Consider the following 25,463-nt stretch of genomic DNA (forward strand, 5'->3'; position numbering starts at 1 on the left):
GCTTCCGTAGGGGGTGCCCATGCCACGGGCCTCGTTGAAGTACCAGTAATCCCAGAAGTAGCCACCACGATAGTCAATGTGGTGGCCGACACGGCTTCCTTAGAACGTATTCTTCTCGTCGAATACGTATGGGGCCCATCCGAAGAAGCTGTAGCCCTGCAACAAGCGTTAAACCTTACCGATGACGGTTGGTACGGAAACGACACGAAAACTGCCCACTTACAGGCTTTACAGGTACGCGACCTTTCATCCGCCGGGGTACCACAAGAGCCGATCACTCCCCCACCTAATACAACGTCAGCTCCCACACCAGCTGAGGAGGCTACGGTCACAGATCCTGAAGCCGGCACATCCGTAAACGTATTAACCGGCGTATATCAGTGGGGATCCAACCTTGACCCTTCGATACAGCAACAAACCAGTGACCTTCAATCAGTTTTAGGGCTTACCTCTGATGGTGTTTACGGCAGGGGAACCAGGGAAGCACATGTATCTGCGTTACGGGTAAACAGTCTCTCAGAAAGTGGCGTACCTGACGTACCCACGACTACCACACCAGCGGAAAACTGCGCAGGGATGTACTGCTGGCCTGGATACTCCGGTATTAACCAGACTGCGGTAGATGCTGTTTTCGCTACCCTACATGCCGAACTTCAACCAGGGCTTAACGGCGTGACTATCGTCAATGGGTGTACCCCGTACGCCGCCGTCGTATGGGACATCACTCCTTGCCTGATTAACGTTTTCGACAAAAATGCCTGGGGAGCCGATGGTAAACCCAGTCACGAATGGCTGAACTCCATTTGGATAAACGACTACGTAGCCGAACGCCCTGCCGTGTTGCTCAAAGTCGCTATCCACGAAGCAGCTCACGCTACCGATGTTACGGTGTGGGCTAGTTGCAGCAGAGACGACGGAACCTCTTGGGGCGACTATCTCCACTCTCTGGCCTTAGCGGTACCAGGGTTACGCGATGGCTTATCTGGTCGAGAGGCCCTTGCTGATTTCGTAACTCGCTACTTTGGTCACACAAGCAAATCAAGTTACATAGGTGACACGCAACTGCCCGACGCCTTTCGATCTGACATACAAACCGCGTTTGCGTCTTGTTAATGGTTACGCAAAGCCGTCTTGCTTCCACGGATTTGACGTAGGCCGTAGTCACCTGATGTCCCAAAACAGGGCGTACGCATGTACCGAATGCCACACATTTGTGTGTGACGCTCCCGCAGAGCCGAACAGTTCTTTTTATGCTTATCAAACTTGTTAAAAGAATCTCTTTCTTCTCCCTCACCGCTGTTGCCATTACCTCTTTGCTCTTGTCGGCCGACGTATCCGCAAATCTGGCCCCGCAAACCGCTGCAGGTACTGCTACAGAACTTTCAGACCAGCGGGTTACACCTACTACAACGTCGACCCCACCACCTACTACAACGTCGACCCCACCGCCTACTACAACGTCGACCCCACCACCTACTACAACGTCGACCCCACCGCCTACTACAACTATTGACTCGAATTCCTTAGAACGCATTCTTCTCGTCGAATACCTGTGGGGCTCCGCCACCGACGTGGAAACGAGGGAACTTCAAGGCGTCCTCAATATCTCCATAGATGGCATTTACGGAAACCAAACCCGCACAGCACACGTAGATAGACTAATCGCAATGGGGCTTGTTCTAGACGGTGTCCCTGCTGTCCCTGTAGCGGCCCCGAAAAACGCCTGCGACGTGACCATTTCCTACTCCTGCTATCCAGGGTACTCAGGTAACCACCAAGCAGAACTAGTAGAGTACTTCGAAACCCAACTCCCACAATACCTGATTGACACGACCAGAGGGCTGCAAATCATCAACGGCTGTACACCGTCTGCGGCGTACATCGGCCGGCCAGTAGACCCGTGTACGGTCAACGTGTTCGATATGCCCGGCTGGGGTGCTGATGGGTCTACAGGAAACGCTTGGGCGTACTCGATCTGGATATCCGATGCCACGTTCAGCTCTACACGGAAATTAGAATACGTAGCCCTTCATGAAGCTAGCCACGCTGCTGCGATACTGGTTTGGAGACACTGTTACACCCCTGAGGGAGTTTCATACAGGTACTGGTTGGAAGACCTTGCAGCCGCTGTCCCTGGCATTGACTCTGACATACACCACCAAGAGCTTCTCGCTGACTTTATGGTGTCGTTTTGGGCCCCGGGGGCTTCTTGGCGTGGCTCATACACAGGTAGCGTGCTTCCGTCTGCTGAGCTACTCGCCGGCATACAAGAGGCCGTAGATTCCTGTGACCCTAATACTGTTTACAAAGGCCCAGGCCCTGCAGCCTTCTAGCGCCGCTTCCCAACAAAACAAGCAAAGTGCAGTACAAACCGCTTTTACGTCTTGTTAATGGTTGCGCACAGCCGTCTTGCTCCCACGGTTAGGTAGGTAAGGCGAACGCCTTACCTACACAAACAAAGGAGATTTGAGATGGATTTCTCAAACAGGAACCTTATAGCTTCCGCTCTGCGGGCACTACAAGAGGACGAACATCAAACTGAGTTTGCTTCGTTCCTTTGGAAACGGGCTCTCAGCTCTGAGTACTTCACGAGCATACCTCACGGTGTGACTGTGTTACCAAGCCACTCTGTCATGACTTCTATTATTAAGTCAGGCCGAGCGGAACTAGCTAGTAGTTTGGTCACCTTTTTAGGTGAGCAACACGAAAGTCTGCTTCTGCAGGCTGCTACCAACTCCCGCAAGGCTCGTACCGAGAGAAGCTTCTACATCATCAGACAGACCGTCATTATCTGTATCGCCAGCTACGGGAGTTGGTGAGTTGGCATCAAGAGGGTCGGTACCGAGAGCTGCCACCTCGTCGTAGTCGCTAAAACCGTCGCCGTCAGTGTCCGGGTTTCCTGGATCTGTGCCAAGAGACGCTTCTACGGCGTCGGAGTTGAATCTCAGAAATCACCCTTTGAACATCTGCACCAATTCTCACCGAGGAGCAGCGTGAGGTGATTCTTCTTCGCATCGTAGGCCACCTCACTATGCCCGAAATAGCGCAAACTATAAACAAACCATTAATGGCGGCCCCGTTTCCCGTAAAAAATCTGTTCTGCGGGGGCGGTCGCTTTTGGCTGATCTTCACCAAGCCCCGCCATGGACTACGCTCACCACCTATGGTTACCGCTACTTTTCTTTTGAGAAAATAACATAAGCATCTCCCAAAAAGAAGCCCTGCACTTGGCCCGTCAAGGTGACCAGCGCGGCTACACTGCTCTCTTCGCTGAACTCTCGGGCCCCATCACTCGTTTCGCCCACTCTCGTTCTGCAGAAGACCCTGAGGGGCTAACCAACGAAGTATTCATTGCCGCCTTTGAACATCTGCACCAATTCTTAGGAGAAATTGATGACTTTCGCGGTTGGGTGTTTACCATCGCTCGCAATAAGACTATTGACGATGCACGACGCCGCAACCGGAGGCTAGACACGGTGGCTGAAACAGTTGAAAGAGTAGACCCCTCCTTAAGCGCCGAAGAAGATGTTATGGCCCGATTGGAGACCGAATGGGTTGAGGAGACCTTACAAATTCTCACCGAGGAGCAGCGTGAGGTGATTCTTCTTCGTATCGTAGGCAACCTCACTATGCCCGAAATAGCGCAAACTATAAACAAACCATTAGGTGCAGTGAAAGCACTACAACGAAGGGGACTAAGGCGACTTGAAAAAGAAATTGAGTCAGAGCCGTACCCTTCTAGCCGTCGACGTCGTTGGAGGAAGTGATGAGCAAACCACTGAATGACGACGAGGTAGAGAAGATCCTCCAAGGTAAAGCAACGAGCCGACCGCTCGGAGCCATCTTGGAATCGATCCGTAACCACTTTGCGTCCATTGATCCGGCTGAGCCGAACGATGACCTTCAGCGGTTTGTGTCTGTGGAACTCCTCCACGCATCCGACACAAAGGACAGAAAAATGCTACCAGCACTAATAAATTTTGCCGGCACGGTAGTCGGCAAAGTACTTCTCACCACCACGGTTGCCGCAGCTTCCGTAGGGGGTGCCCATGCCACGGGCCTCGTTGAAGTACCAGTAATCCCAGAAGTAGCCACCACGATAGTCAATGTGGTGGCCGACACGGCTATTAGCGTAGTTGAAGTCATCGATGTAGTTATTCCAGGCAACATCATCGCCGATCCGGAACCAGTAGTTTCAGAGCCAGTAGTTACTGAACCAGTTACCCCTGAACCAGTGGTCCCCGCACCAGTTAACCCTGAACCAGTGGTCACCACCACCTCCACAACCACGGTGGCCCCTGCTCCACGGTTTGTTCTGGCTGCGCAGACCTTTGATGTTCTCGAGGTCGGCACGGTAACCGTGGAAGGTGACTCAGACGCTGGGCTAACCATCTTGGCCACCACCTTCGCTTTTGGATGGGATGTAGAGGTTGAGCAAACCGATCTTCCCGGTGAAGTAAGCGTTAGCTTTCGTTCGGGTGATGACCGGGTTGATTTTGATGCGCTCATCGTTGACGACCAACTACGGGTAAGTGTCCGGGACCGCCGCACTGACACCCGAGGCGATCAGTTCTTCGACGCCGACGGCAACCCAGTTGACGGCAACCCAGTGGTTGACCCCACCCCGATACCAGCTTCGCAGACCTTTGATGTTCTCGAAGTCGGCACCGTGACCATTGGTCGAGGCGACGATGCGCAACTTGCCGTCCTAGAAACGACCACCACGACGGGATGGGCGGTAAGTATCGACCAGGCTGAAGAACCTGGTGAAGTAAGCGTTACTTTCCGCAACAATGACGACCGAGTTGATTTCAAAGCCTCCGTAGAAGATGGACAACTTCGCATTCGAGTGCGTGATCGTCGCATCGATACCCGAAGTGAAGATTTCTTTGATCTTCAACCGGTAGGCACCCCCCGAGAGGTGACCATAGAGGTAGGTGGCAACGTTGATGACGACACCGATGTTGATGACGACACCGATGTTGATGACGACACCGAGGAACAAGACTTTGACACTGACGAAGTTAGTCCCCTGATTGTCTTACGCAGCATGGATGTGTTTGACGCAGGAAGCGTAACTTTTAGCACGGTGGTAAACGGAGACTCACTTTCCCGCATCGCCGTCACCTCAGCAGTCGGGGCCAACGGCTGGAGCGCAGAAATCTTGTCTGGCAATATGAAAGTGCGCTTTGAAAACGGTGATGACCGAATTGACTTTGAAGCTTTCTTCGAAGACGGTGAAGTAACCATCCATATCCGCCACCGGGGCAACGACCAAGAGTTGGATTACCGCATCCAAATGGTCGACGGGCTTCTGCAAGTTGAAGCAATTTCTTAAATAAACCTACGCCCTTTTCTCTCCTGGCCGGTGGCGCACCAAGCGTCACCGGTCAGGCGCGTTTCTGCCTTAAATAAAAACCGAAAGCAGAAAACCCTCAACCCAAGGGGCCGGGGGCATCTGCATGATTGGGAATAACCATGTCCAGCGGTAGCTCCTCAGCCAGCCGCCAGTGCGCTGAGGCTAGCCGTCTTCCGCAGCGACCTCCACGAAAACTTCATTCAAACTTTTTCGCTTAATATCTGGCACCTTGACCCCTTCCAAGGGATAGCCCACCGGAAACAGCACAAACGGGCGTTCGTTTTCTGGTCGGCCTAACACCTGTCGCAAAAAAGCCATCGGTGAAGGGGTGTGGGTCAGGGTGGCTAATCCTATGTGATGCAGCGCCGTCACAAAAATACCGGCGGCAATTCCTGTGCTTTCCTTCACATAATAGTTTTTACCTTTCGAGCCGTCGACTCGCTGTTCGTAGCGCTGCTCAAAAAGAACCACTATCCAAGGGGCGATTTCTAAAAACTCTTTGTGATGATCGGTGCCCAAAGGCCCCAACGCTTCTTGCCATTCTTCGTTCATGCGGTTCTCTAAATAATTTACCCGCTCTTCTTCTTCGGCGGCCGTCCGAATAGCCGCTTTGACCTCTGGGTCGCAAGTAGCCACAAAAGTCCACGGTTGTTTATGAGCCCCCGAAGGTGCCGTCGAAGCAGCCTTTACCGCTAACTCAATCAGTTCTCGAGGCACTGGTTGGTCGCTAAACATACGCACGCTGCGTCGACCGTCTACTTCGGCATAAAACTCTTGTGCACGTTGCAGCATCTCCGCTTCACTAAAATATTGGGCTTCATAGACCACAAAAGAATGTTGGGCTTCAAGTTCAGGCGAAGGGTACGGGTGCTGATAATCAGCGGTCATCATCAACTCCTTCAATTTCGCTCACCGGGTTTTCTGCGTTGAACCGATGTTCTCGCTGCCAAGACTCACCATCGTGACGGCGCACCACCCGGCCCGGTACGCCTACTACCACCGAGTTGTCGGGGATAATCCCACCCACCACCGCATTGGCTCCCACCACCACATGGGCACCAATTTGCGCCCCCGGCAAAATCACTGCACCCGAACCAATCCAGCTCCCGGCGCCGATAACTACCAATTTTTCGCTGGGCAATTGCGTGCCGATTGGTTCGTCAAGGTTTTCGTAGCCATGATTTTGATCAGTGATATAAACATTCATTCCAGTAAATACATCGTCGCCTATGTCTATAGACCAATGACCGATGACGGAAGACCCTCGACCGATCAGACAGCGATCCCCAATGCGGACTACCGGGTTGGAAAGCATTTCTTGTCCTGGCCCCATGCCAGCCGACAAGGTGACATGAGCACCGACCATGGTTTCTTCGCCAATCCAAATCCATTCTTCGCCAAACCCTGCTCCGGTAGGCCACCCGATAGCCGAGCCCTCACCAAACTGGCCAAAACGCTTCCCCTGGCGACTGTTTGGACCGATAATTGCTTGACGCTCCAACCAAGGCATCAACCGGCGATACCCCGCCCCCAGCCACATGCTGAGGGGTATCCGAAGCTTGGTCATCCCCGGACCCTACCGTTCTGGCCTACCGTGGAGTATGGCCAGCCACGATCGAACTCTTTTTGCCGGGCCCGGGTGCCGTATACCCAGCAGTGAAATTGCTTGGCGCTTTGGTCCCACCGGCGGCCCCGGAGGCCAACACGCCAACCGTGCCCACACCCGAGTAGAGGCCACCATCAACCTCGCCACAGCCCGCGGCATCAACGACGATGTGCGCACTCGCCTAGTGGCCCGCCTAGGCACCGAGATAAAAGTGACGGTAGATAAGCACCGCTCTCAGTCTCGTAATCGTGATCGAGCCATAGACCTTTTGCAAACTCGTCTCCAAGAAGCCCTGGTCACGCAAAAACGAAGGCGTCCTACTCGCCCCGGCCGAGGGGCCACCGAACGCCGCCTCAAAGCCAAAAAACAACAAAGCCAACGCAAAGCGAATCGTCGTAATTCTTGGGGTGAATAATATTGCAACGAGTTTTCCATTACTTTTCTGTTGAGGGCCACTGCGGGGTGGTTCCAGAACATGAAGGCGGAAATTCATGAAACGAAATAACAATAGTAAATGGGCTTTGCGACCCACCTTGCTGGCTTTGCTTAGCATTTTGCTTCTTCCAGTTGCTGCGGCGGCCTTAGAGGGGCAGACGGCACCAGATGCGCCGGTGATTGTCGAAGACGCCCCAGTCGACGACCTTCCCCCACTGCCCGACTGCGACCTGGACCACCCCTGTGGCGACCCCGGGGTTGAGCCCGGCGACCCCCAAGACCCCACCACCCCAATTGCTCCCGGCGAGCCCCAATACCCCGACCTCGGGCCACCCCCATGTGGTAACACCGGAGAACCCTGTACCGGCGATGATCTTCCTCCACTGCCCGACTGCCCCGAGGATCACCTTTGCGGCGACCCCAGCATTGAACCCGGTGACCCCCAAGACCCCGACCTCGGGCTGCCCCCGTGTGGCAACACCGGCCTGCCCTGCGGAGACCCAAACATTCCCCCCTGCCCCGTTGATGACCAAGCCTGCATCCCCCTGCCTCCTTGCCCACAAGACATGGACTGCATGGTGCCCGGCGGCCCCGTCATGGGCCCACCCCCGTGTGGCAACACCGGCCTGCCCTGCGGAGACCCAAACATTCCCCCCTGCCCGCAAGGGGATGAAGCGTGTGTTCCCGGGATCATGCCGCCTAACTGCCCCGACGGTTTTGATTGCTCGGTACCCCCAATGGGGAACCAACCCTCATGCCCACCCGAAGCCACCATGGACACCAACGGTCTCACCTGCTCATGGTCTGACCCGGGTGGCAACTTCTTTACCATTGACCACCAAACCGGGCAAGGAACCGCACTAAGGCCCAACGGGGCTACTGATGCTTTCAATGTCCATAGAGGGCTCTCCCCCTTCCCGGCGAACCACCAAGCACCGCAGATTCCCCCTATCGCTAAGTGACCGAAGAACACCAAAAGTGGCCCTCATCTCTCGTAGTGTGTATAGGCTGAACCTGCAACCGGCATTGACCTTTCAACCACTTGAGGACCATGACCCAAACACTTGAAGCCCCACCGCTGACTTTAAAAGACGTCATTGACGTCGTGCCAGCTTCGTGTCGTGAACGCTCTACGAGCCGCGGCATGTTTTTGGTAGCCCGTGACACCACGGTCTACGCCGCTGCCTTGTTGGGTATTATTTTTAGCCCTGCTTGGTGGGTAACTTTACCGTTGCTGGTGGCCGCAGGTTTTATGGTGGCCGGTCTTTTTGTTCTGGGCCACGATGCCGCCCATGGTGCGCTCACCGACAACAACAAACTCAACAAACTCTTAGGCCGGGCGTTGCTTATCCCTTCATTTCATATTCATGAAGCGTGGGTACTGGGGCATAACCGCATTCACCACGGCCACACCGTGCGCCAAGGCATGGACTTCGTTTGGCACCCCGTGACCGTTGAGGAATACCAAGCCATGGGCCTCTTGGGCCGTTTACGCCACCGAGTAGAATGGGGGCCATTGGGTGCTTTGCCTTACTACCTGCGGCAAGTGTGGTGGACTAAAATGATCCGCCTCAAAAAGCCACCTGCGAAATGGGTTACTGCCATCCGTAAAGACCGAGCCTTGCTTTATGCCGCCATGTTGGCGGGGGCCACCGGGGCAGCGTTTTTGGGTGGGCTGGCTTCCGGGAACCTTTGGGGCGCTCTTTGGATGATTACCAAACTGTTGATCATCCCATTTTTGATCTTCACTTTTTTCATTGGCTGGACCGTTTACATGCACCATATTTCGCCGGAGATTCGTTGGTGGCCACGACAAAAATGGAACAAAGTATCCGGACAGCTTGATGGCACCACCGTTTTGCGTATCCCGTGGTACATGAACCTTATTTTTCATTGGATCTTTCTGCACACACCTCACCATGTAGATATGCGTATTCCTTGTTACCGGCTGCCTCTGGCCACCGAAGCGATCATGGAAGCCTTCCCTGACCGGGCCATTGACCGCAAACTTCGCTTTAAAGACTATTTAACGGCCGTAAAGGTGTGCAAACTTTACGACTTCGAAGCCGGCACCTGGCTGCCTTATTCAGCAGTTCGTTAAAAATTAGAACGAATATCTGACTCCCATTTCGTTCATTTTCTGTTTTTAAGGCAAACCGGTCACAACAAAGGAATAAGGCAGAGTCGCCCAGTTTCCGCCTAGTGAGTCACGAATATCTCCTATCCAGAATATTTCCGTTCCCCCAATTCCTGTTATCCATATTTAAAAGCAAACCAACAAAAATGTGTCAATCGTCACTTTTTTTGTTGCCCCCCCTAATTACGTTTAGCGTGGTCGTAGCGCATTAATACGTTAACTAACAATTACCTTTGGAGGAAAATTTATGAACGGTTGACTGACTCTTTGAATACTGCTTGGGGTTGCCGGGCTCGCCGTTTTAGCCCTCCCGCTTTCCGCTTGCGCTAAAGACGCAGTAACCGCAGGCTCTTCGTCTTTGCATTCGTTGGAGGCAGAAGCCGCAGAGTTCGCTTTTAGCCCCGGCGAGTGGTCTGTGCCTTCTGGAAACGAAATCGCTGTCACCTTTTATAACGCGGGCAGCATCGAACATGAATGGGCAGTAATCAAACTCGGTGAAGACCTCATCACCGGTGATGACTTCACCGAAGAAAAAGTATTTTGGGAAGTTGAAAAACGTAAACCCGGCGTCTTGGTTACTAAGAACTTCACTTGGGACACCCCCGGCACTTACCAAATCGTTTGTGCCCTTGACGGCCACTTTGATGCGGGGATGGTTGGAAGCCTTACCGTTAGTTAAACGCCAAAACGCTCTTACTTAGATCCCTGCTGATCGCCCTTCGGGGATGGTCAGCAGGGATCTTTGCTGTTATCTAGGTTGCGCAAGTAGTAACGAATATCGGGCTGCACTTCATATCCTGCTTCTTCCCAGAAGGTTTGGGCCCCCGTGTTGCTCGCCCACACTTCTAACCGGATGCGCGCAATGCCCCGTTTCGTGAACCTGCGCTCTAATTCATCAGTTATTTGTTGCCCAAACCCTTGGCGACGATGGTCATGGTGTATCGCTAAGCGTTTAATGCGCCCCCGATGCCCGTCGTAGGTTCCCATCACGGTGGCCACTATCTGTCCACCAGTTTCCCCTACTAAAAACAAGTCAAGGTCACGGGTCATCTTCTCGATTATTTCTTGGGCGACATCACCGGCTAAGGCGTAGTTGGTCATGCCTGCTTCCGTCCACAAAGCCTCTACTGCTTCGATATCGGTACGTTCAATTTGTCGAATAAGCATTTTTTCCTTCATCGCATGCCAACAAACGCTTGGCATACCAGTCGGCAAAGCGAGCTACATTTGGCTCGAGATCAGCATGGCGGCCTTGACGTGAAAATGGTGAATTTTGACCTCGAAATTGTTGTTCAAGCATAGGGATATCTTCATCCAAAGCAGCGTCAAAACGTTCAAAGTAGATGCCTGATTTCTTAGCAAAATCAGGCAAATCCAACGTGCTTTGTGGAAAACACACCCACATGACAACCTGGCACCGACGAGGCCCATCAGGGTGCACTTCGTACATCCATAAAGCGTCCGAACCATAGGCAACGGCCAGGTTGGGAAAAATCCACGAGTAGCGCACGCCGGCCCTCAACCGGCCAACGAGTTGTTCCATTACCGGAAGGTTCTGACCTGTTTTTTGCTGGTCATCAAGTAATGCCCCGGTGCCTTCGGTGGTCCCAAAATGTGTAGCGAAAGCACCTTCTACTTTTTCGGAGGCATCGGGAGCGTTGTAGGTGGCATCAATGCTGGTGGGGTGCACATAGGGCAGGTGGTAATACTCGTTAAATACTTCGGCGAACGATTTCCAATTGCACTCCACCGAAAACTCTCGCCGGCGAGCAGTGACCAAATCTGCACCTTTCCAAGGCTTATGGATCTGCGAGAACTCGCCTACCCATTGTTCAAACGGCGATGGGTTTTCGGCCAAGCTCACCAAGGCAAACCCTTCCCACTCCACCATTGCAAACTCCACCAAACCAAAATCTTCATTAACGAAACCGGGTGTGTTGCCCATACGTGGTGCGCCTACCAAGCGGCCATCTCGGGCATAAGTCCAAAAATGAAAACGGCAGCGCATGCGAGCGCAATGCCCTTCACCTTCCATTATTTGTGCAGCTCTATGACGACAAGTGTTTGCAAAAGCCCGCAACACCCCATCATCGCCGCGCACAACCACCAGTGGGACGCCACCCACCTCTAGAGCCACAAAATGCCCGGGGGCAGTCCATCGGTCGGCCCGACCAACCCCTACCCACCCTCTACGGAAGATCGTTTCCTGCTCTACGGAGTAAACCTCTTGGCTGGTGTAGCACTCTGAGGGCAAGGTCCAGTTGTTTTCTGGCTCACCCAAGCAACGCTTAAGTTTTTCGCTAAGTGAACTTGTCAGTGTTGTCATAGCGAAAAACTATGCGAGCGCACGCCTAAGAGCAAACTTTTTCTGCGCCGCTCCCGCTGCTATTGTCTTGGCAACCATGGTCGCCTTTCTATGAGCAACCCCGCTCCCTCTCCTTCATCAACAACTTCGCCGCGTCGCTGGTTCGAAGGCCTCAACGGTTTGCGAGCCATCGCTGCTTTGCTCATCGTGGTTGACCACTCAGCCGAATCAAGTGGGCTTACTTTTCGTAGCGAATTTTGGGGCCCGTATCTTGCTCGGTTAGATATCGGGGTTTCTATCTTTTTTGCTCTCTCGGGGTTCCTCCTGTTTTACCCTTTCGTCAAAGCCCAATTCGCTAATCAACCGGCCCCTCCAACTAAATCGTTTTGGTTTCGCCGGGCCCTGCGCATTTACCCGGGTTATTGGGTGGCCTTGATTATTGTTTTGGCCTTTGACCTCGGGCGCCCGGTCAAAGACTCGTTCGGATTCTTTATGTCCTTTGGCCTTTTACACACCTATACCCGTGACATCAACCAGGTATTTTCTGGCATAACCCAATCATGGAGTTTGGTGACCGAATTGGGTTTTTATTTGGTTTTGCCTTTATTGGCTTGGGTCGGCGGAAAGCTCGGCAAAGGAAAAACCATTAACCAGCAAGCCATCCGCTTGCTTGCTTGGTGTGCCTTCTTAGCCTTAGCGAGCTTGGCCTCTCGGGCCGCGATATTTTTAAGCACCGGTTACGCCCTAGGAAGTTGGGGCAGCAACTCCATGTCGTGGACTCCGGCCTACTTAGATATTTTTGCCGCCGGTATGGCCCTTGCTGTTCTTTCCGCCTGGAGAGAACAGCACCCAGAAGGATGCAGCAGGCTTCAGTCGCTGGCCGCCCGACCTTGGCTTTGGTGGTCAAGCGCCGCATTTCTTTATTGGGGAATGTGCACACAACTCAACTTGGCCACCGGCATCAATCGCTCAACTTTTGAACTCGAAGTAGTACGCCAAAGCATTTACGGTTTAATCGGTGTTTGTTTAATCGTCCCCATCGCTTTTTCCTCTTCTCGCTCTACCTTGACTTCCCGTCTATTGGAAAGCCGTTTGTTGAACTACCTCGGGGTGGTTTCTTACGGCATTTATCTCTGGCACCAAGCATTCATTAACCTGGCTCATCGTTTTTTAGATTGGCCTGAGCTAACGGGCAGTTTCTGGGTCATCTTGACCTTCGGGGTTTTGGGATCCATTGGCGCCGCAGGTTTGAGTCACCGCTTTGTCGAAACCCCGCTTACTAAAGCGGGTAAATCTTTGCTAAATAAACCTGGCCAACCAAAGCCCACGCTATGACAGCCACTGCCTCCCCCACCCGATGGTTTGTTGGGCTTAACGGGTTACGAGCCATAGCTGCTTTGTTAATCGTTGTTCACCATGCGGGGTTTTCCAGCGGGGTTACTTTTCGTTACGCAACAACTGGCCTCTTTCTTTCACGGCTTGATCTCGGCGTTTCTCTTTTCTTTGTACTTTCTGGTTTCCTTCTCTTTCGCCCTTTTGTTGTTGCACAACTCAACGACAGCAACGCACCTTCCACCGGGGCATTTTGGATCCGCCGGGTTCTTCGTGTTTTTCCTGGGTATTGGTTAGCTCTCTTCGGACAACTGGCTTTTAACGTGGTGGTGGTGGGCGGGATTAGTGGCCTTTTTTTCTCGGCATTTTTAGTGCACATTTATCACCCAGATTTAGCGCTTACAGGAATAACTCAGTCGTGGAGCCTGGCAACCGAACTTGGCTTCTATCTTCTCCTCCCTTTGATTGCTTTGGTCAGTGGAAGGCTTAACCGCGGCAAAACCATCAACCAGCGCGTGCATCGCTTGTTTTTCATGTGCCTCGGGCTGGCTGGATTAAGTTTTACTTTCCGTCTTTTCATGGCCAACCTTGCTCCTCAGGAGGGATTGTGGTGGGGCGGAACGGCCAATTTATGGACCACCTCCTATCTCGATACTTTTGCCGCAGGTATGGCCTTATCGGTGCTTTCTGTTTGGGCTGACAAAAACCCTCAGGTAAAGGCCAAAATCGCGGCCGCTGCTCGCTACCCGTGGATGTGGTGGGGAGGCACCGTTGTATTGCTCTGGATCGTTTCTACTCAATTAGGTTTGAACAGCGAGTTCGTGACCGGGTTTTGGCATAACAACATCGTGGTCGATCTACAGCGTCAAACCATTTATCTATTCATTGGAGTCACCTTGCTGGTGCCGGTTGTCTTCTCAGAAGAATCATCTTCTTGGGGACTTAAAATACTGTCTAGCCGCCCCTTAGTTTTTCTCGGCATTTCTTCTTACGGGATTTACCTCTGGCACCAAGCGTTTCTCACTTTGGCACACCGGTGGCTTCAGTGGCCCGAACTGAGCGGTAATATTTTTGTTTTGCTGGCCATTGCTTTTGTCGGTTCTACTGCTGCAGCAGCCCTTAGTCACTACCTTTTCGAAGACCCAATCATCAAATTAGGAAAACGGTTCCTCCAACGCTCTCCGTGACAGTCGCCACATCAGAGCGCAAACCGAGGCATTGCTGGCTACCCTTGTCTTTGCTCCGGTAGCAATATTGCCGGTGGGTTCGCAGACGGGCGTTGGTTCTTCCAGTCAGAGTGAACCAACAAAACGAAAACTGACCGCAGAAAACTTTCTGCGGCAACGCGAACCCTTACTGTCCGCCGAACGCGGGCCAGGAGCAATACATTATGTCCACTACTTTTTCTGATCTTGGCGTACCTGCCACTATTTGCGAAGCTCTCGAACGCCGCGGTATCACCGAGCCGTTCGAAATTCAAACAGCTACCATCGCCGACCTTTTGGCTCGCCGCGATGTTTGTGGCCGTGCCCCCACCGGTTCTGGTAAAACCTTAGCGTTCGGCATCCCCCTGGTAGCCCAGGTAGGTAAAGCCCGTTCTCGCCATCCTCGTGCCTTAATTTTGGCACCTACTCGCGAGTTGGCTGAACAAATTTCTACCGAACTTCGCACCTTTTCAGGCAAAACCAGTATCGGAGTCATTTATGGCGGCGTCGGTTATGGCCCCCAACTCAAAGCGCTCCGCAACGGCATTGACATTTTGGTGGCTTGCCCTGGTCGTTTAGAAGACCTCATCGAACAGGGTTCCGTAAACCTCTCCGAAGTTAACCACGTGGTGCTTGATGAAGCAGACCGCATGGCCGACATGGGCTTTATGCCTTCCGTGCGCCGTTTACTCGACCAGACACAAGACGAACGTCAAACTGTTTTGTTCTCAGCTACTTTGGACGGCGATGTGGCCAAACTGACCCGGGATTACCTAACCGACCCGGTTCGCCATGAAGTGGGCGAGGAATCCCCAGATATCACAGTCGCTCATCACGTTTTCTGGAAGGTTGGCCGTAACGACCGTATAGGTGCAACCGTCGAGGCCTTAAATGCGGCTTGGCCAGCCATTATTTTTTGCCGCACCCGGCATGGCTCAGATCGTTTAGCCAAACAACTCGAAAAAGAGGGAATCAAAACGGCAGCCATTCATGGTGGCCGTAGCCAGGCGCAGCGCACCCGTGCCTTAAGCGAATTCTCCCGTGGGCGGGTTCATGCTTTGGTAGCTACCGATGTGGCTGCTCGCGGCATTCACGTTGACGGCGTGGCTGCAGTTATCCACTTTGACCCCCCAGAAGATCACAAAGCTTACGTTCACCGTTCGGGCCGTACCGCTCGGGCCGGCGAAAGTGGCGTGGTGATTTCGTTATTGTTGCCTGAACAGGTCAAAGACCTCAAGCGCATGCAACGCAAGATCGGCCTTGACGAACCGTTTACTGCACCTGATGCCGTGGCTTTGGTGGAGTTCGTACCCGAGCCCAACCGCAAAGAGATTCCGGCCAAGAAGACTTCGTCATATAAAAAAGACGCAGGAGAAGATTCTCCTTCTTATGGCAAGAAGAACCGCAAAGAAGAGCGCCCAGAGCCATCAACTCGCTCTCGTCGCAAACATGGTGACCGCACTCAGGATCGCCACCAAAAGACCTACCAGGAACAAGGTTCACCAAAAACTCCAAGCCGACGCAAAGATCGCCATGAGGCCGCAACTGGCCCAAATGGCCCTAATCGCAAGGCCCGGCGCGCTCACTTGCAAGCCGAGAATGAAGCCCGAGGCACCTCGGGTGACCGGTTCTCGCCAAGTTCCAGCGTAGACTCCTCTTATCGTGCCAACCACGGCTCGGTGACTAATAAAACAAAGAGAGTAAATACCATGCCTCGTGGCACTGTTAAATTTTTTAATGCTGAAAAAGGATACGGATTCATTTCCGTTGACGATGGTGAAGATGTATTCGTTCACTACTCCAACATTGATGGCTCGGGTTACCGCAGCCTTGATGAAGGTCAAACCGTTGAATTCGAAGTTGGTGAAGGTCGTAAAGGTCCTGAAGCCCTCGAGGTTCGCAAGGTCTGATTTTCTAACCGTCTAACGACAACGAAAAGCCCTGGCTTCGGCCGGGGCTTTTTCGCGTCACGGCTCACCCTCGTCATGTGGTCTCAGAGACGACATGACGGGGGTGACGCGAAAAGGTTCGCTTCCAACTTGAAGCGAACCTTTTCCGGACTCTTGTTGTATCCGAGCCAAACGGCCCCCTATGGCGTGACCCGAGTTTCCGTCGAGTACCTACGCCCGGCCGTCAAGCTGCACTTATCTTCGCGCTAAGTGTCTCTTTTGGCAAGAGGCAGTTAGCAAATTACGTTTTTGGGGCAGTTTTCCTCTTTGACTGAGGTTCCTGTATCCACGATGCTCTCATCGGTTTCGTTGCCGTCAGCATCTTCGGTAGTGACCACAACGCTGCTTCCTGCGGTGGGGCTCCAATGTGGTTGGGCAATGATTCTTCCGCCACCTCGTTGCTGAGTAATTTTTGCTGGGCCGTCTGGTTGAGAGAGGCGGTCATGGCCAGCAGAAGCTGGGGCAGCGAGCGCCCCCAACAGGGTGGCGGCGGCAAAGCCCACGAGGGCAATCTTTCGGGTTACTTTCATTTTCTTTCCTTTGGGTAGTTGGTTTACCTAAAGAGGAGTGCCGGAGAGCAAGGTTCTAACAACTTCGTATAAAAATATTCAACGTGACATCCCGCACTCAATACGGCTAAGTTCTGAGCCACGTCTAGGGGGAGGAACCCATTATGAGCACACCATGGATCATCGAAGGCAACGTAGACCCCCGCTGGCCTATTAATACTCGCGGCAACGTAGGAGAGGTTTTCCCCGAGGTCGTGACCATGTTGGGTTACCAACTAGGGGTTATCCCCGCCGAAAAAGGTTGGCGCGGCGCCTACCAAACCTTGGGCATCATGAGCCCCGGTGACTTTTCTTCTGATGACCCGGTAATCATTGGCCTTTACGGTGGCTACGTATACCTCAACCTGTCTTACCTCCGCATGATGGGGGTCCGCGCCCCTGGTTCGTCAGCAGAAGCTATTGATGTGGCGTTCTTCGGCGAAGGCAACCCTCCCCCCTACCAGCCTCGCAAGGGCGACAAAAGCATCGGGTCTTCGTTGCGAATTCTTAAAACGGTGCTCGGTGCGCTAGGAACCAAAAAACTTCCCCCCATCGTGGCCGACAGTTTTTCTCGGGCCGAGGCTTACGCTGCTCTCCGCCCATCGCTCGATGCCCCCGACCAAGAACTCTTGGATTACCTATTGACTTTTCCGGCAGCTTTTTTGCCCGCTTTTGGCAACCACATGCAATCCACTGCCATTGCCTCCATTGTCTCTGGCGTCTTGATTGATGCGTGTGCGGCAGCCGGCGAACCGGGTTTAGCAACCCACCTTTTGGGGGCCTCCGGCGAGGTGCACTCCGCTCAGTATTCGCATGACCTTTATCGCATTGCTCAGTCGGTGCGTCAACAACCTACGGTGAACGCGGCGTTCGGCCAAGGCGTTGAGGGCCTACTTGACCGTTTGGCCGGCCAACCCGATGCCGAAGATTTTTTAGCGCAGTTTGCCCAGTTCGTTGAAAACCATGGGCATCGCGGCCCCAACGATTGGGAGCTTTCTTCTCGTACCTGGGAAAACACCCCGGAATTGGCTTTGGTGGCTTTAGACCGTATGCGGGTAGCCGACCACGACCTCTCTCCTGACAGCCGATTGGCCGACGATGACACTCGCCGCCAAGAAGCGGCCGCCAAGGTGCGTCCGCACTTGAACTTCATGGACAAGATGAACTTTGACAAAGCCTTAAAAGCTTCGCCATTTTGGTCTCAAGCCCGAGAAGCGACCCGCGACCGTGCGGTGCGCATCAACTTGCCTGCCAAACAGGTCTACCGAGAGTTGGTGCGGCGAGCGGCCGAACGAGGAGGCAACCCCGACCCAGTACGGGTGGCTTTGCTTAACCCCTACACCGAACTGGCCGACTACATAAAAAACCCTGGCGCTTTTACCAAGATAATCGAAGAACGTGGCGCTCTTTTTGATCGCTTCTCCGCTGTTACTCCGCCGTTTTTCTTAAGCAGCCAAGAAGAAGTACCTTCTCTTGAGGAACTCGAAGCCACCCAAGCGGCGTTAACTGCCGTGCCGCAGGCCAAAACTGGTGACGTGTTAACCGGTAATGCCGGCAGCCAGGGTGTGGCACGAGGTCGAGCCCGCATTGTGATGGACCCCGCCGATGCTTTCGATTTAGAGCCCGGCGAAGTACTGGTTGCTCCGTTGACCGACCCGGCGTGGACTCCCCTCTTTTTGCCCGCTGCTGCGGTCGTGGTAAACGTGGGCGCCCTACTGAGCCACGCCATCATCGTGTCTCGAGAACTCGCTATCCCCTGTGTGGTCGCCTTAGAAGGGGCTACCGACATAATCCCCAATGGGGCTTTGGTGGAGGTCGACGGCACTGCAGGCACGGTCACCATCATCGAGGAATAGATCTTTTCTCTTGACGGCCGTCGATAGATTGATCGCATGAACGTACTTAACGACCTACTAGAAATCAACGGTTATCTCGTCATTGACGGCGCCATGGGCACTGAGCTTTTTGCTGCCGGTTTGACCTCTGGGGACTCGCCTGAACTCTGGAATGTAGAAAACCCCGAAGCGGTGCAGGCCGTGCACCGGGCTTATGTGGCTGCTGGGTCAGACATTATTTTGACCAACACTTTTGGTGGCACGCGTTTTCGTATGAAGCTCCACAAGTTACAAGACCGCGTTGATGAAATTAATCAAGCGGCGACCGCCAACGCTCGCTTGGCCGCCGACGAGGTCGAACGCACGGTGTTGGTAGCAGGCTCTATGGGCCCAACCGGTGAACTTCTGTTTCCTCTCGGTGAACTCACCGCCCAAGAGGCCCAAGAGGGTTTCGCCGAACAAGCGGCAGCGCTCACTGCTGGAGGCGCCGACCTGCTTTGGCTTGAAACCTTGAGTTCGCTTGAAGAAATGGAAGCTGGGGTAAAAGGCGCACAAAGCGTTTCTGACTTGCCCATTGTGGTGACCATGAGTTACGACACGGCGGGCCGCACCATGATGGGGGTTACCGGTGCCGAAATGGGTACCCGCTTAGCTGAACTCAGGGTGAGTGCCACGGGAGCTAACTGTGGCGCCAACCTGGCCGACACCGAAGCCGCAGTAGCGCAAATCAAAGAATCCAACGGCGGACTACCGGTGGTTGCTAAAGGCAACGCTGGCATACCAGTTTGGGTGGGCAGCGACCTGCACTACGACGGTACGCCAGAGATTATGGCCGCCCACGCTCATCGCCTGCGAGAGGCCGGTATTACGCTCATCGGCTCATGTTGTGGCAGTACCCCGGAACACATTGCTTACATTTCAGCAGTCCTCAAAGGGGAAAAACCCGTGCCTGATGTTGAGCCACCGGTGGGCAGCAAAACCAGTCCGCCACGCCAAAACGACGGTGCCCGAAGGCGCCGCCGCCGCCGAGGCTAGATCTTTCGCCCTTTTGTTTTCTGCTCTTTAATCTAAAAGTCTTTTTGTTGGGCCAAAGTTTCTTGGGCCGAGGTGTAACCAAATTCAATGAGCTTGGGGGCATCATTGAAGTCATCGTCGATACCAGGGTTTTCTAACGGCAGTTTTAAATGCAATACCGAGCAATGTGCGGGCACATCTCGCCACTCTTGACGAGTTAATTCAGCAGCAGCGGCCCGAAACCCCGTCATCATCACCGATAATGCGGTTTGTTTTTCCGGCGGGAGAAAAGGTGCCGCTACATCGCAAACCACTAGCCGTGCCGGCTGCAACGAAATGGCGTACCGCAAAGGAATGTTTGACACCACCCCACCATCGAGGTGGTGATCTCCGTCGGATAACTCCACGGCGGGCAACACCCCTGGCATGGCTGCCGAAGCACAGAGTAGGTCCACCGAGGGGCCTTTTTGCCACCACACTTGACGCCCCGTGGAGGCTGCTGTCGTGGCTAAATGGAACGGTATTTTCGTCTGGCTAATGTCCTCAACCGGCACGTTGTTAGCGATAAGTTCCCGCAGACGTTCACCGTTATCAAAACTGGGGTGGCCACGAATTATGGCCGCAAGGTTCCGCAACACACTGCCGTGAATAGGTGACTTTTCGGCGGCCCGAGCCCACACTCTTTCAAGAAGAGTCAAGCGCTCAAGCGTAGGGTCAGAGGCCAACACCAAACCATTGAGTGCGCCGGCGGAGACCCCTACCACTTGATCTGGAACAATGCCGTGTTCGAGCACCGCTCGCAGCATGCCTACCTGGGCCGCACCGCGCACAGCTCCACCGGAAAGCACGAAGATGGTTCCTTGGCCGCGGGGGCGAAAGCGTCGCCTGAAGGCATCGAAACGGCCGGTCATATTGTTATTTCCAAAATGAGTGGGCTACTCAAGGGTTTCGTCTGGCCCATCCGTTTCAACTGTTTCTTCCGATGCGACTGGTCCATCTTCTTCTGATGAGGCTGGCCCATCGGTTTCAACTGTTTCTTCCGATGTGGTGAGCGCACTACCCGAGCGTTGGCGGGCTACTAATCCTGCCAAAAGGGCTGCGATAATCACCACGATGACGATCACCTTGGTATTTGAGCTCTTTTCAGACATATCTGCTGATGCGGTAAGCGTTTTCCCTTCACCAAAGAGGTCAACATCCCAATGCAAGGTGGAACCATCGATCGAATCGGCGTTATGGGTAAGCACTGTGCCCGGCAAGGTGACTTCAATAGTGAATTCTGGGTCGGGGATGTCAAACATTTCTAGCATCATGGTGATTTCTTCCATCTCCATGTCTTCGTCGCTTTCGGGGTCTGTCATGTCCATGCTGAAAGAAATGGTGTCGCCATCAACCACAAAGCCACCACCGTCCATGTCTCCTACCCCACTGGGGTCAAAGTTGGCAAAATCTGCAGTGAAAGCAATGCCGCACCAGCCGTCTTCAGTTACTGGGGTAACCGTTGCGCCGGCGGGGAGATCCATGGCCGGATCCATGTCGGCTTCGCCGCTTTGGATTTCTCCACAGAAGTCAAAGTCGGCGCCTTCTTCCATGGCCGCCATGGCGGCGAGTTTGTCTGAATACAACATGGTTCCAGCAATGGTGCCGTTGCCTTCAGCATCCACAGCGATTTCCACATTGATTCGCATACAAGCGGTAGCCAAAAGTGATGTTGCAACAAATAAGGTGAAGATTCGTAGGAGTTTCATGGCATCATCTTAAAGGAAGCGATACCTTTTGTCTATGCCTCTTCGCTTAGCCGTTGTCTTTTCGTTGCTTTTTGTGAGCGGTTGCGCCGCCTCGTCAACCGCTCCGGCGGTTACTTCAGATACTCAGCCCGTTACTGCCACGGTTTTATCGACTACCAGCCTTGCTGCTTCGACCACCACAGTCTTGACCGGTACCTCAACAACTGTGGCAACCACGACAACCACGGCGGCCGTACCCACCACAAGCACTCTTCCTCCTTGTAGCGCCACCGGCCACGGCCCTCCCGAACACATTGACGTCTTAGACAATGAACAAACTTGGATTGCCACCTTTGATGGAAAAACCTTAAGCGATGAACGTCTCGTTGCCGAGGGAGCATCGGTGCCCGATGGCCTCATGATTGATGGGGTCTTGCATTTGTGGTGGGTGCAGGCCGCCGACCACACCATTCACCACGGGACGCTTGAAGATGAGCGCTTTACTGATTTGGGCTCCATCGTGGTCAATGGAGAGATCTTTGCCGGCATGGTTGACCCCGATGTCGTTCTCTTAGCTAGTGGGTCCATTGGCCTCAGCGTGCTTGATGGTTTTCTTCGCCACGGGCCACCGGGGCCTATTTGTTACCTGCTTTCTGCCGACGGCCAGCATTTCAGTACCCATCGAGGCTTGCTTGACCTCCCCGACCGGTTTGACCCTTCACTAGTAATTTTGGACGACCAATGGTGGCTAGCGGTTGGTTTGGCTATGGAAGAAACCCCCGCCACAGAAATTTATTTAGGCAGCGCCGATGGGGATTTTTCTTGGCAAGCAACCGTTGACGGAGCAGTACCCGACCTCTCTTATTTTGAAGGGCAGTTTCGCCTTTTGACTTGCACGCCAAGCGGCATGCGCCACTACACCTCCACCGACGGGGTGGCCTGGCAGTCGCTTGACAACGTGCAACTCCTTGGTTGTGACCCCTCCACGGTGGTCGGCACCGACTTGCTGGTCTATAAGAAATCAGCAGGCCAGCAGCCACCGTTGAACTAACGCTTAGTGGCAAATATCGATAACTAAGCGGGCCGGGTTACTGAGGGTGAAGACGTTGAACGGAGCTTGGTGGTCGACGCCGATTCCCCAGGTGGAATACCCTTCGAAGTCTCCAATGAGTGCTGCTTCAACAAGGTTGCTGGCACCGACGTCTGCTCCCATGAGCGAGGTGGGGCCGGCATACCACTCTGCTTCAGGAAGTGCCCATCCGCTAGAAGCCAGCATTCTTATAGAAAGAAACTCGGTGCCGTCAATTTCGGCCACAAAACCTGATCCGTCTTCGAGGATGGGGCCGACGTTCCAAGAGATTGCCCACCCGCCGGGAGGGGTGGAGTCAGCGCGGAATTCAAGCACCCACCGGTCATAGCCGTCATGGGCCCCGATGCGAGCGGTTTCTTGCACGTGAGGGCCGGCAAAAAGACCCGAAGACCCTGGCCAACCGGCAGTTACTTTTGCATCGGTGGTCCATGAAGCATCGCAAGGAGCTACGGTCGCTTCGGTAGTGGTGGTAACTGTGGTCGCGGGGGCTGACGTGGTGGTTGCCAGTGTTGTGGTGGAAAGAATTTCTGTGGTAGTGGCCGCTGGCGTGGTCGTGGTCGTGGTGGTGGTGGCTACGGCAATGCTGGTCGTGGTAGTGGTGACCGCTGGTTCAGCGGTGGTGGTTTTGTCACCAGAACAGCCCGTGGCGCCCAGCACAAGAGCAAAGCCAAAGACTAGTGCGGACATTTTGTGTGTGTTTTTCATTATTTCTCCTTAGTGAGTGTCACTATTACGAGCCTGTCCTTCCCTAAATCTTACACTTTCCTTAATTTCTTTTTACCAGACGGGTGGCAGTAACATTAAAGCCATGACCGTTACTTATCTTGACCCCGTACACCCGGTAGATATTTCTGATCAGTACAGCGGCCAAGACCACCCTATGCGGGTGGTTACTCGAGAAGTAGCTTTTGACAACACTTGGGATGCGGAACGGCGGGCCACTGTACGCGGCGTTTTTGATGGCCTCGCCGAAGAGTGGGCGGCTACCCGCAGTAACCCCGAGCGCATGATCCCTCTTGAGGATGCTCTTTGTCGCGGCGAAGTGCAGGGCACCATCGCTTTGGAACTAGGCGCCGGCACCGGAATAGCCACCCAAGTTCTGCAACAACATTTTTCTACGGTGGCCACGGTGGATCTTTCGCCGGAAATGCTTTTTCGTGCGCCAAAGGCGGCTTTGCGGGTGTGTGCTGATGCTCAGCAGTTGCCTTTTGCCGATGACGCCGCCGATGTTTTAGTTCTCATGAACATGTTGTTGTTTCCTGCGGAGGTTGATCGTTGTTTGGCCCCCGGTGGGGCGTTGGTTTGGGTCAACAGTCGTTCTGGCGACACGCCGATTCATCTTCCGGCCGAAGATGTAGTAACTGCTTTGCCGGGGCGCTGGCAGGCCGTTGCCTCGTATTCGGGCACTGCCTCTTGGTGTGTGGCCCGCCGCTTTTAACCAACCACTGGTGTACTGCCTGTTTTTGTGCTGTAGTGGGTGCCTTACATAAGCAACGGAGGGAACAGCCATGGACGACAACTATTCGAAAGTACTTTTAGACGAATCGGAAATGCCCACCCAGTGGTACAACATCATCCCCGACTTGCCGGTTCCTCCGCCTCCGCCGCTGCACCCCGGTACTCGTGAGCCCATTGGCCCCGATGACTTGGCCCCGTTGTTTGCTATGGGTCTCATCGAACAGGAGGTTTCGGCCGAGTCGTACATTGATATCCCTGGCGAGGTGTTGGACATTTATCGTTTATGGCGTCCCAGCCCGTTGTTGCGGGCCCGCCGTTTAGAAAAAGCCTTAGATACTCCGGCCAAGATTTTCCTCAAATATGAAGGGGTTAGCCCAGCTGGTTCCCACAAGACAAACACCTCGGTGCCGCAGGCTTATTACAACGCTAAAGAAGGCATCACCAAGATCACCACCGAAACCGGGGCTGGTCAGTGGGGTTCCGCTATGGCTTTTGCCACGGCGCAGTTTGGTATCGAGTGCGAGGTCTGGCAGGTGCGGGCTTCTTACGATCAGAAGCCTTATCGCAAAACCATGATGGAAATTTGGGGCGCTACCTTGCACCCAAGCCCTTCAGATTTAACCGAAGCCGGGCGAGCTATTTTGGCCGCCGACCCGGATAGCCCGGGGAGTTTGGGAATCGCTATTTCAGAAGCGGTAGAGATGGCGGTTCAGGACGAGAACACCCGTTATGCCTTAGGTAGCGTCTTGAACCACGTGTTGTTGCATCAAACAATTATTGGTGAAGAGGCTTTGTTGCAGTTGGCCAAGGTGGGCGAAACGCCCGATGTGTTGGTGGGCTGCACCGGAGGTGGGTCAAACTTTGGTGGCTTGTCCTTCCCTTTCTTGCGGGAAAAACTCGCCGGGCGCATGAACCCCACTATTCGTTGTGTCGAACCAGCCTCTTGCCCGTCGCTCACTAAGGGCGAGTACCGATATGACTTTGGCGATACGGGGCAACTCACCCCGTTGGTCAAGATGCATACCTTGGGCCACACTTTTGTACCCGACCCTATTCACGCTGGTGGTTTGCGTTATCACGGAATGGCCCCGTTGGTTAGTCACATTTATGATCAGGGTCTGGTAGAAGCGGAAGCTATCCACCAAACGGAGTGCTTCGAAGCAGCCGTGTTGTTTGCCCGCACCGAAGGCATTGTGCCGGCACCGGAACCCGCTCACGCTCTTGCTGCGGCCATTCGTGAAGCCAAGCGCTGCAAAGAAACTGGTGAGGAGAAGGTCATCTTGACTGCTTTGTGTGGCCATGGGCATCTTGACTTGTCTTCTTACGAGAAGTTCTTGGCCGGCGAACTGGTGGACTATGACTATCCAGAAGAAAAAGTTGCTGCCGCCATGGCACAGATTCCGGTTATTGAGTGACCTTATTTTTGGTGGCGCCGTTCGGCAGCGACGCTAATGAGCCAGGTG

General features: G+C 53.8%; 23 protein-coding genes and 1 pseudogene. 16 read left to right on the plus strand and 8 right to left on the minus strand.

Translation table 11 applies throughout. The features are described 5' to 3' along the window. The first annotated feature begins 1,250 nt into the window (after positions 1–1,250). From EYQ49_01030 to EYQ49_01040, 3 genes are all read left to right on the plus strand, one after another. Positions 1,251–2,333: a hypothetical protein gene (locus EYQ49_01030; protein HIG24463.1), complete on the plus strand. Its 1,083-nt coding sequence runs from the start codon at positions 1,251–1,253 to the stop codon at positions 2,331–2,333. Between the two features lie 864 nt (positions 2,334–3,197). After that, positions 3,198–3,767 carry a sigma-70 family RNA polymerase sigma factor gene (locus tag EYQ49_01035; GenBank protein ID HIG24464.1) on the plus strand — a complete coding sequence of 190 codons (570 nt, stop codon included), beginning with the start codon at positions 3,198–3,200 and terminating at the stop codon, positions 3,765–3,767. Then, positions 3,767–5,338: a hypothetical protein gene (locus EYQ49_01040; GenBank protein ID HIG24465.1), complete on the plus strand. Its 1,572-nt coding sequence runs from the start codon at positions 3,767–3,769 to the stop codon at positions 5,336–5,338. Before EYQ49_01035 ends, EYQ49_01040 begins: the two co-directional genes overlap by 1 nt. 183 nt (positions 5,339–5,521) lie before the next feature. Here the strand turns inward: EYQ49_01040 and EYQ49_01045 are convergent, their stop codons facing one another. Beyond that, positions 5,522–6,247: a nitroreductase family protein gene (locus EYQ49_01045; GenBank protein HIG24466.1), complete on the minus strand. Its 726-nt coding sequence runs from the start codon at positions 6,245–6,247 to the stop codon at positions 5,522–5,524. After that, positions 6,237–6,926, minus strand: a complete 690-nt coding sequence (locus tag EYQ49_01050) for an acyltransferase (GenBank protein ID HIG24467.1) — start codon at positions 6,924–6,926, stop codon at positions 6,237–6,239. The genes EYQ49_01045 and EYQ49_01050 overlap by 11 nt, the downstream gene beginning before the upstream one ends. Between EYQ49_01050 and EYQ49_01055 the strand changes: the two genes are divergently transcribed. The 4 genes from EYQ49_01055 to EYQ49_01070 all read left to right on the plus strand — a co-directional run bounded on the left by EYQ49_01055 (position 6,898) and on the right by EYQ49_01070 (position 10,216). Further along, positions 6,898–7,380 (plus strand): aminoacyl-tRNA hydrolase, encoded by a 483-nt coding sequence (locus EYQ49_01055; GenBank protein HIG24468.1) that lies wholly within the window; start codon positions 6,898–6,900, stop codon positions 7,378–7,380. The genes EYQ49_01050 and EYQ49_01055 overlap by 29 nt on opposite strands. Positions 7,381–7,456: 76 nt before the next feature. Beyond that, positions 7,457–8,362, plus strand: a complete 906-nt coding sequence (locus tag EYQ49_01060) for a hypothetical protein (GenBank protein ID HIG24469.1) — start codon at positions 7,457–7,459, stop codon at positions 8,360–8,362. A gap of 89 nt (positions 8,363–8,451) precedes the next feature. After that, a complete protein-coding gene (locus EYQ49_01065) occupies positions 8,452–9,501 on the plus strand; it encodes a hypothetical protein (GenBank protein HIG24470.1) in 1,050 nt (349 codons plus the stop codon). Positions 9,502–9,808: 307 nt separating this feature from the next. Next, positions 9,809–10,216 (plus strand): hypothetical protein, encoded by a 408-nt coding sequence (locus tag EYQ49_01070; GenBank protein ID HIG24471.1) that lies wholly within the window; start codon positions 9,809–9,811, stop codon positions 10,214–10,216. Between the two features lie 50 nt (positions 10,217–10,266). On the opposite strand, the gene EYQ49_01075 is transcribed toward EYQ49_01070, so the two are convergent. Together EYQ49_01075 and EYQ49_01080 are read right to left on the minus strand one after the other, a co-directional pair. After that, positions 10,267–10,740: a GNAT family N-acetyltransferase gene (locus EYQ49_01075; protein HIG24472.1), complete on the minus strand. Its 474-nt coding sequence runs from the start codon at positions 10,738–10,740 to the stop codon at positions 10,267–10,269. Then, positions 10,685–11,863 (minus strand): aromatic ring-hydroxylating dioxygenase subunit alpha, encoded by a 1,179-nt coding sequence (locus EYQ49_01080; GenBank protein HIG24473.1) that lies wholly within the window; start codon positions 11,861–11,863, stop codon positions 10,685–10,687. The genes EYQ49_01075 and EYQ49_01080 overlap by 56 nt, the downstream gene beginning before the upstream one ends. Before the next feature lie 90 nt (positions 11,864–11,953). Here EYQ49_01080 and EYQ49_01085 point away from each other — a divergent pair, with 90 nt between their 5' ends. From EYQ49_01085 to EYQ49_01100, 4 genes and pseudogenes are all read left to right on the plus strand, one after another. Further along, positions 11,954–13,177: an acyltransferase gene (locus EYQ49_01085; GenBank protein HIG24474.1), complete on the plus strand. Its 1,224-nt coding sequence runs from the start codon at positions 11,954–11,956 to the stop codon at positions 13,175–13,177. Further along, on the plus strand, positions 13,174–14,361 hold the full coding sequence (locus EYQ49_01090; GenBank protein ID HIG24475.1) for an acyltransferase: 1,188 nt from the start codon (positions 13,174–13,176) through the stop codon (positions 14,359–14,361). Before EYQ49_01085 ends, EYQ49_01090 begins: the two co-directional genes overlap by 4 nt. Positions 14,362–14,564: 203 nt before the next feature. Then, positions 14,565–15,716, plus strand: a pseudogene (locus EYQ49_01095) (DEAD/DEAH box helicase). A 372-nt stretch (positions 15,717–16,088) separates the two neighbouring features. Next, positions 16,089–16,289, plus strand: coding sequence for a cold-shock protein (locus EYQ49_01100; GenBank protein HIG24476.1), 201 nt, complete (start codon positions 16,089–16,091; stop codon positions 16,287–16,289). Positions 16,290–16,561: 272 nt separating this feature from the next. On the opposite strand, the gene EYQ49_01105 is transcribed toward EYQ49_01100, so the two are convergent. Beyond that, complete coding sequence (locus EYQ49_01105) at positions 16,562–16,858, minus strand: hypothetical protein (protein HIG24477.1); 297 nt, start codon at positions 16,856–16,858, stop codon at positions 16,562–16,564. Between the two features lie 143 nt (positions 16,859–17,001). Between EYQ49_01105 and EYQ49_01110 the strand changes: the two genes are divergently transcribed. Continuing rightward, positions 17,002–18,732, plus strand: a complete 1,731-nt coding sequence (locus EYQ49_01110; protein ID HIG24478.1) for a hypothetical protein — start codon at positions 17,002–17,004, stop codon at positions 18,730–18,732. Positions 18,733–18,768: 36 nt separating this feature from the next. Next, positions 18,769–19,746 (plus strand): betaine--homocysteine S-methyltransferase, encoded by a 978-nt coding sequence (gene bmt, locus EYQ49_01115; protein ID HIG24479.1) that lies wholly within the window; start codon positions 18,769–18,771, stop codon positions 19,744–19,746. A gap of 32 nt (positions 19,747–19,778) precedes the next feature. On the opposite strand, the gene EYQ49_01120 is transcribed toward bmt, so the two are convergent. Then, the gene (locus tag EYQ49_01120) at positions 19,779–20,636 is read right to left on the minus strand and encodes a hypothetical protein (GenBank protein ID HIG24480.1); all 858 of its coding nucleotides are present in this window, start codon (positions 20,634–20,636) and stop codon (positions 19,779–19,781) included. A 24-nt stretch (positions 20,637–20,660) separates the two neighbouring features. Then, complete coding sequence (locus EYQ49_01125; GenBank protein ID HIG24481.1) at positions 20,661–21,473, minus strand: hypothetical protein; 813 nt, start codon at positions 21,471–21,473, stop codon at positions 20,661–20,663. Between the two features lie 34 nt (positions 21,474–21,507). Between EYQ49_01125 and EYQ49_01130 the strand changes: the two genes are divergently transcribed. Then, a complete protein-coding gene (locus EYQ49_01130) occupies positions 21,508–22,503 on the plus strand; it encodes a hypothetical protein (GenBank protein HIG24482.1) in 996 nt (331 codons plus the stop codon). Between the two features lie 3 nt (positions 22,504–22,506). On the opposite strand, the gene EYQ49_01135 is transcribed toward EYQ49_01130, so the two are convergent. Beyond that, positions 22,507–23,247 (minus strand): hypothetical protein, encoded by a 741-nt coding sequence (locus tag EYQ49_01135; protein ID HIG24483.1) that lies wholly within the window; start codon positions 23,245–23,247, stop codon positions 22,507–22,509. A gap of 103 nt (positions 23,248–23,350) precedes the next feature. Here EYQ49_01135 and EYQ49_01140 point away from each other — a divergent pair, with 103 nt between their 5' ends. Both EYQ49_01140 and EYQ49_01145 read left to right on the plus strand, forming a co-directional pair. Next, a complete protein-coding gene (locus EYQ49_01140; GenBank protein HIG24484.1) occupies positions 23,351–23,980 on the plus strand; it encodes a class I SAM-dependent methyltransferase in 630 nt (209 codons plus the stop codon). A gap of 70 nt (positions 23,981–24,050) precedes the next feature. Further along, the gene (locus tag EYQ49_01145) at positions 24,051–25,415 is read left to right on the plus strand and encodes a TrpB-like pyridoxal phosphate-dependent enzyme (protein HIG24485.1); all 1,365 of its coding nucleotides are present in this window, start codon (positions 24,051–24,053) and stop codon (positions 25,413–25,415) included. Positions 25,416–25,463: the final 48 nt, after the last annotated feature.

This window comes from Acidimicrobiia bacterium, from assembly GCA_012959995.1.
Taxonomy (GTDB): Bacteria; Actinomycetota; Acidimicrobiia; order Acidimicrobiales; family MedAcidi-G1; genus MedAcidi-G2B.

Excerpts from the sequence above, each read along its gene's own strand:
- EYQ49_01030 (HIG24463.1), top strand. The coding sequence starts at position 1,251 with ATGCTTATCAAACTTGTTAAAAGAATCTCTTTCTTCTCCCTCACCGCT.
- EYQ49_01040 (HIG24465.1), top strand. The coding sequence starts at position 3,767 with ATGAGCAAACCACTGAATGACGACGAGGTAGAGAAGATCCTCCAAGGT.
- EYQ49_01045 (HIG24466.1), bottom strand. The coding sequence starts at position 6,247 with ATGACCGCTGATTATCAGCACCCGTACCCTTCGCCTGAACTTGAAGCC.
- EYQ49_01055 (HIG24468.1), top strand. The coding sequence starts at position 6,898 with ATGCTGAGGGGTATCCGAAGCTTGGTCATCCCCGGACCCTACCGTTCT.
- EYQ49_01050 (HIG24467.1), bottom strand. The coding sequence starts at position 6,926 with ATGACCAAGCTTCGGATACCCCTCAGCATGTGGCTGGGGGCGGGGTAT.
- EYQ49_01060 (HIG24469.1), top strand. The coding sequence starts at position 7,457 with ATGAAACGAAATAACAATAGTAAATGGGCTTTGCGACCCACCTTGCTG.
- EYQ49_01065 (HIG24470.1), top strand. The coding sequence starts at position 8,452 with ATGACCCAAACACTTGAAGCCCCACCGCTGACTTTAAAAGACGTCATT.
- EYQ49_01075 (HIG24472.1), bottom strand. The coding sequence starts at position 10,740 with ATGCCAAGCGTTTGTTGGCATGCGATGAAGGAAAAAATGCTTATTCGA.
- EYQ49_01080 (HIG24473.1), bottom strand. The coding sequence starts at position 11,863 with ATGACAACACTGACAAGTTCACTTAGCGAAAAACTTAAGCGTTGCTTG.
- EYQ49_01085 (HIG24474.1), top strand. The coding sequence starts at position 11,954 with ATGAGCAACCCCGCTCCCTCTCCTTCATCAACAACTTCGCCGCGTCGC.
- EYQ49_01090 (HIG24475.1), top strand. The coding sequence starts at position 13,174 with ATGACAGCCACTGCCTCCCCCACCCGATGGTTTGTTGGGCTTAACGGG.
- EYQ49_01100 (HIG24476.1), top strand. The coding sequence starts at position 16,089 with ATGCCTCGTGGCACTGTTAAATTTTTTAATGCTGAAAAAGGATACGGA.
- EYQ49_01105 (HIG24477.1), bottom strand. The coding sequence starts at position 16,858 with ATGAAAGTAACCCGAAAGATTGCCCTCGTGGGCTTTGCCGCCGCCACC.
- EYQ49_01110 (HIG24478.1), top strand. The coding sequence starts at position 17,002 with ATGAGCACACCATGGATCATCGAAGGCAACGTAGACCCCCGCTGGCCT.
- bmt (HIG24479.1), top strand. The coding sequence starts at position 18,769 with ATGAACGTACTTAACGACCTACTAGAAATCAACGGTTATCTCGTCATT.
- EYQ49_01120 (HIG24480.1), bottom strand. The coding sequence starts at position 20,636 with ATGACCGGCCGTTTCGATGCCTTCAGGCGACGCTTTCGCCCCCGCGGC.
- EYQ49_01125 (HIG24481.1), bottom strand. The coding sequence starts at position 21,473 with ATGAAACTCCTACGAATCTTCACCTTATTTGTTGCAACATCACTTTTG.
- EYQ49_01130 (HIG24482.1), top strand. The coding sequence starts at position 21,508 with ATGCCTCTTCGCTTAGCCGTTGTCTTTTCGTTGCTTTTTGTGAGCGGT.
- EYQ49_01135 (HIG24483.1), bottom strand. The coding sequence starts at position 23,247 with ATGAAAAACACACACAAAATGTCCGCACTAGTCTTTGGCTTTGCTCTT.
- EYQ49_01140 (HIG24484.1), top strand. The coding sequence starts at position 23,351 with ATGACCGTTACTTATCTTGACCCCGTACACCCGGTAGATATTTCTGAT.
- EYQ49_01145 (HIG24485.1), top strand. The coding sequence starts at position 24,051 with ATGGACGACAACTATTCGAAAGTACTTTTAGACGAATCGGAAATGCCC.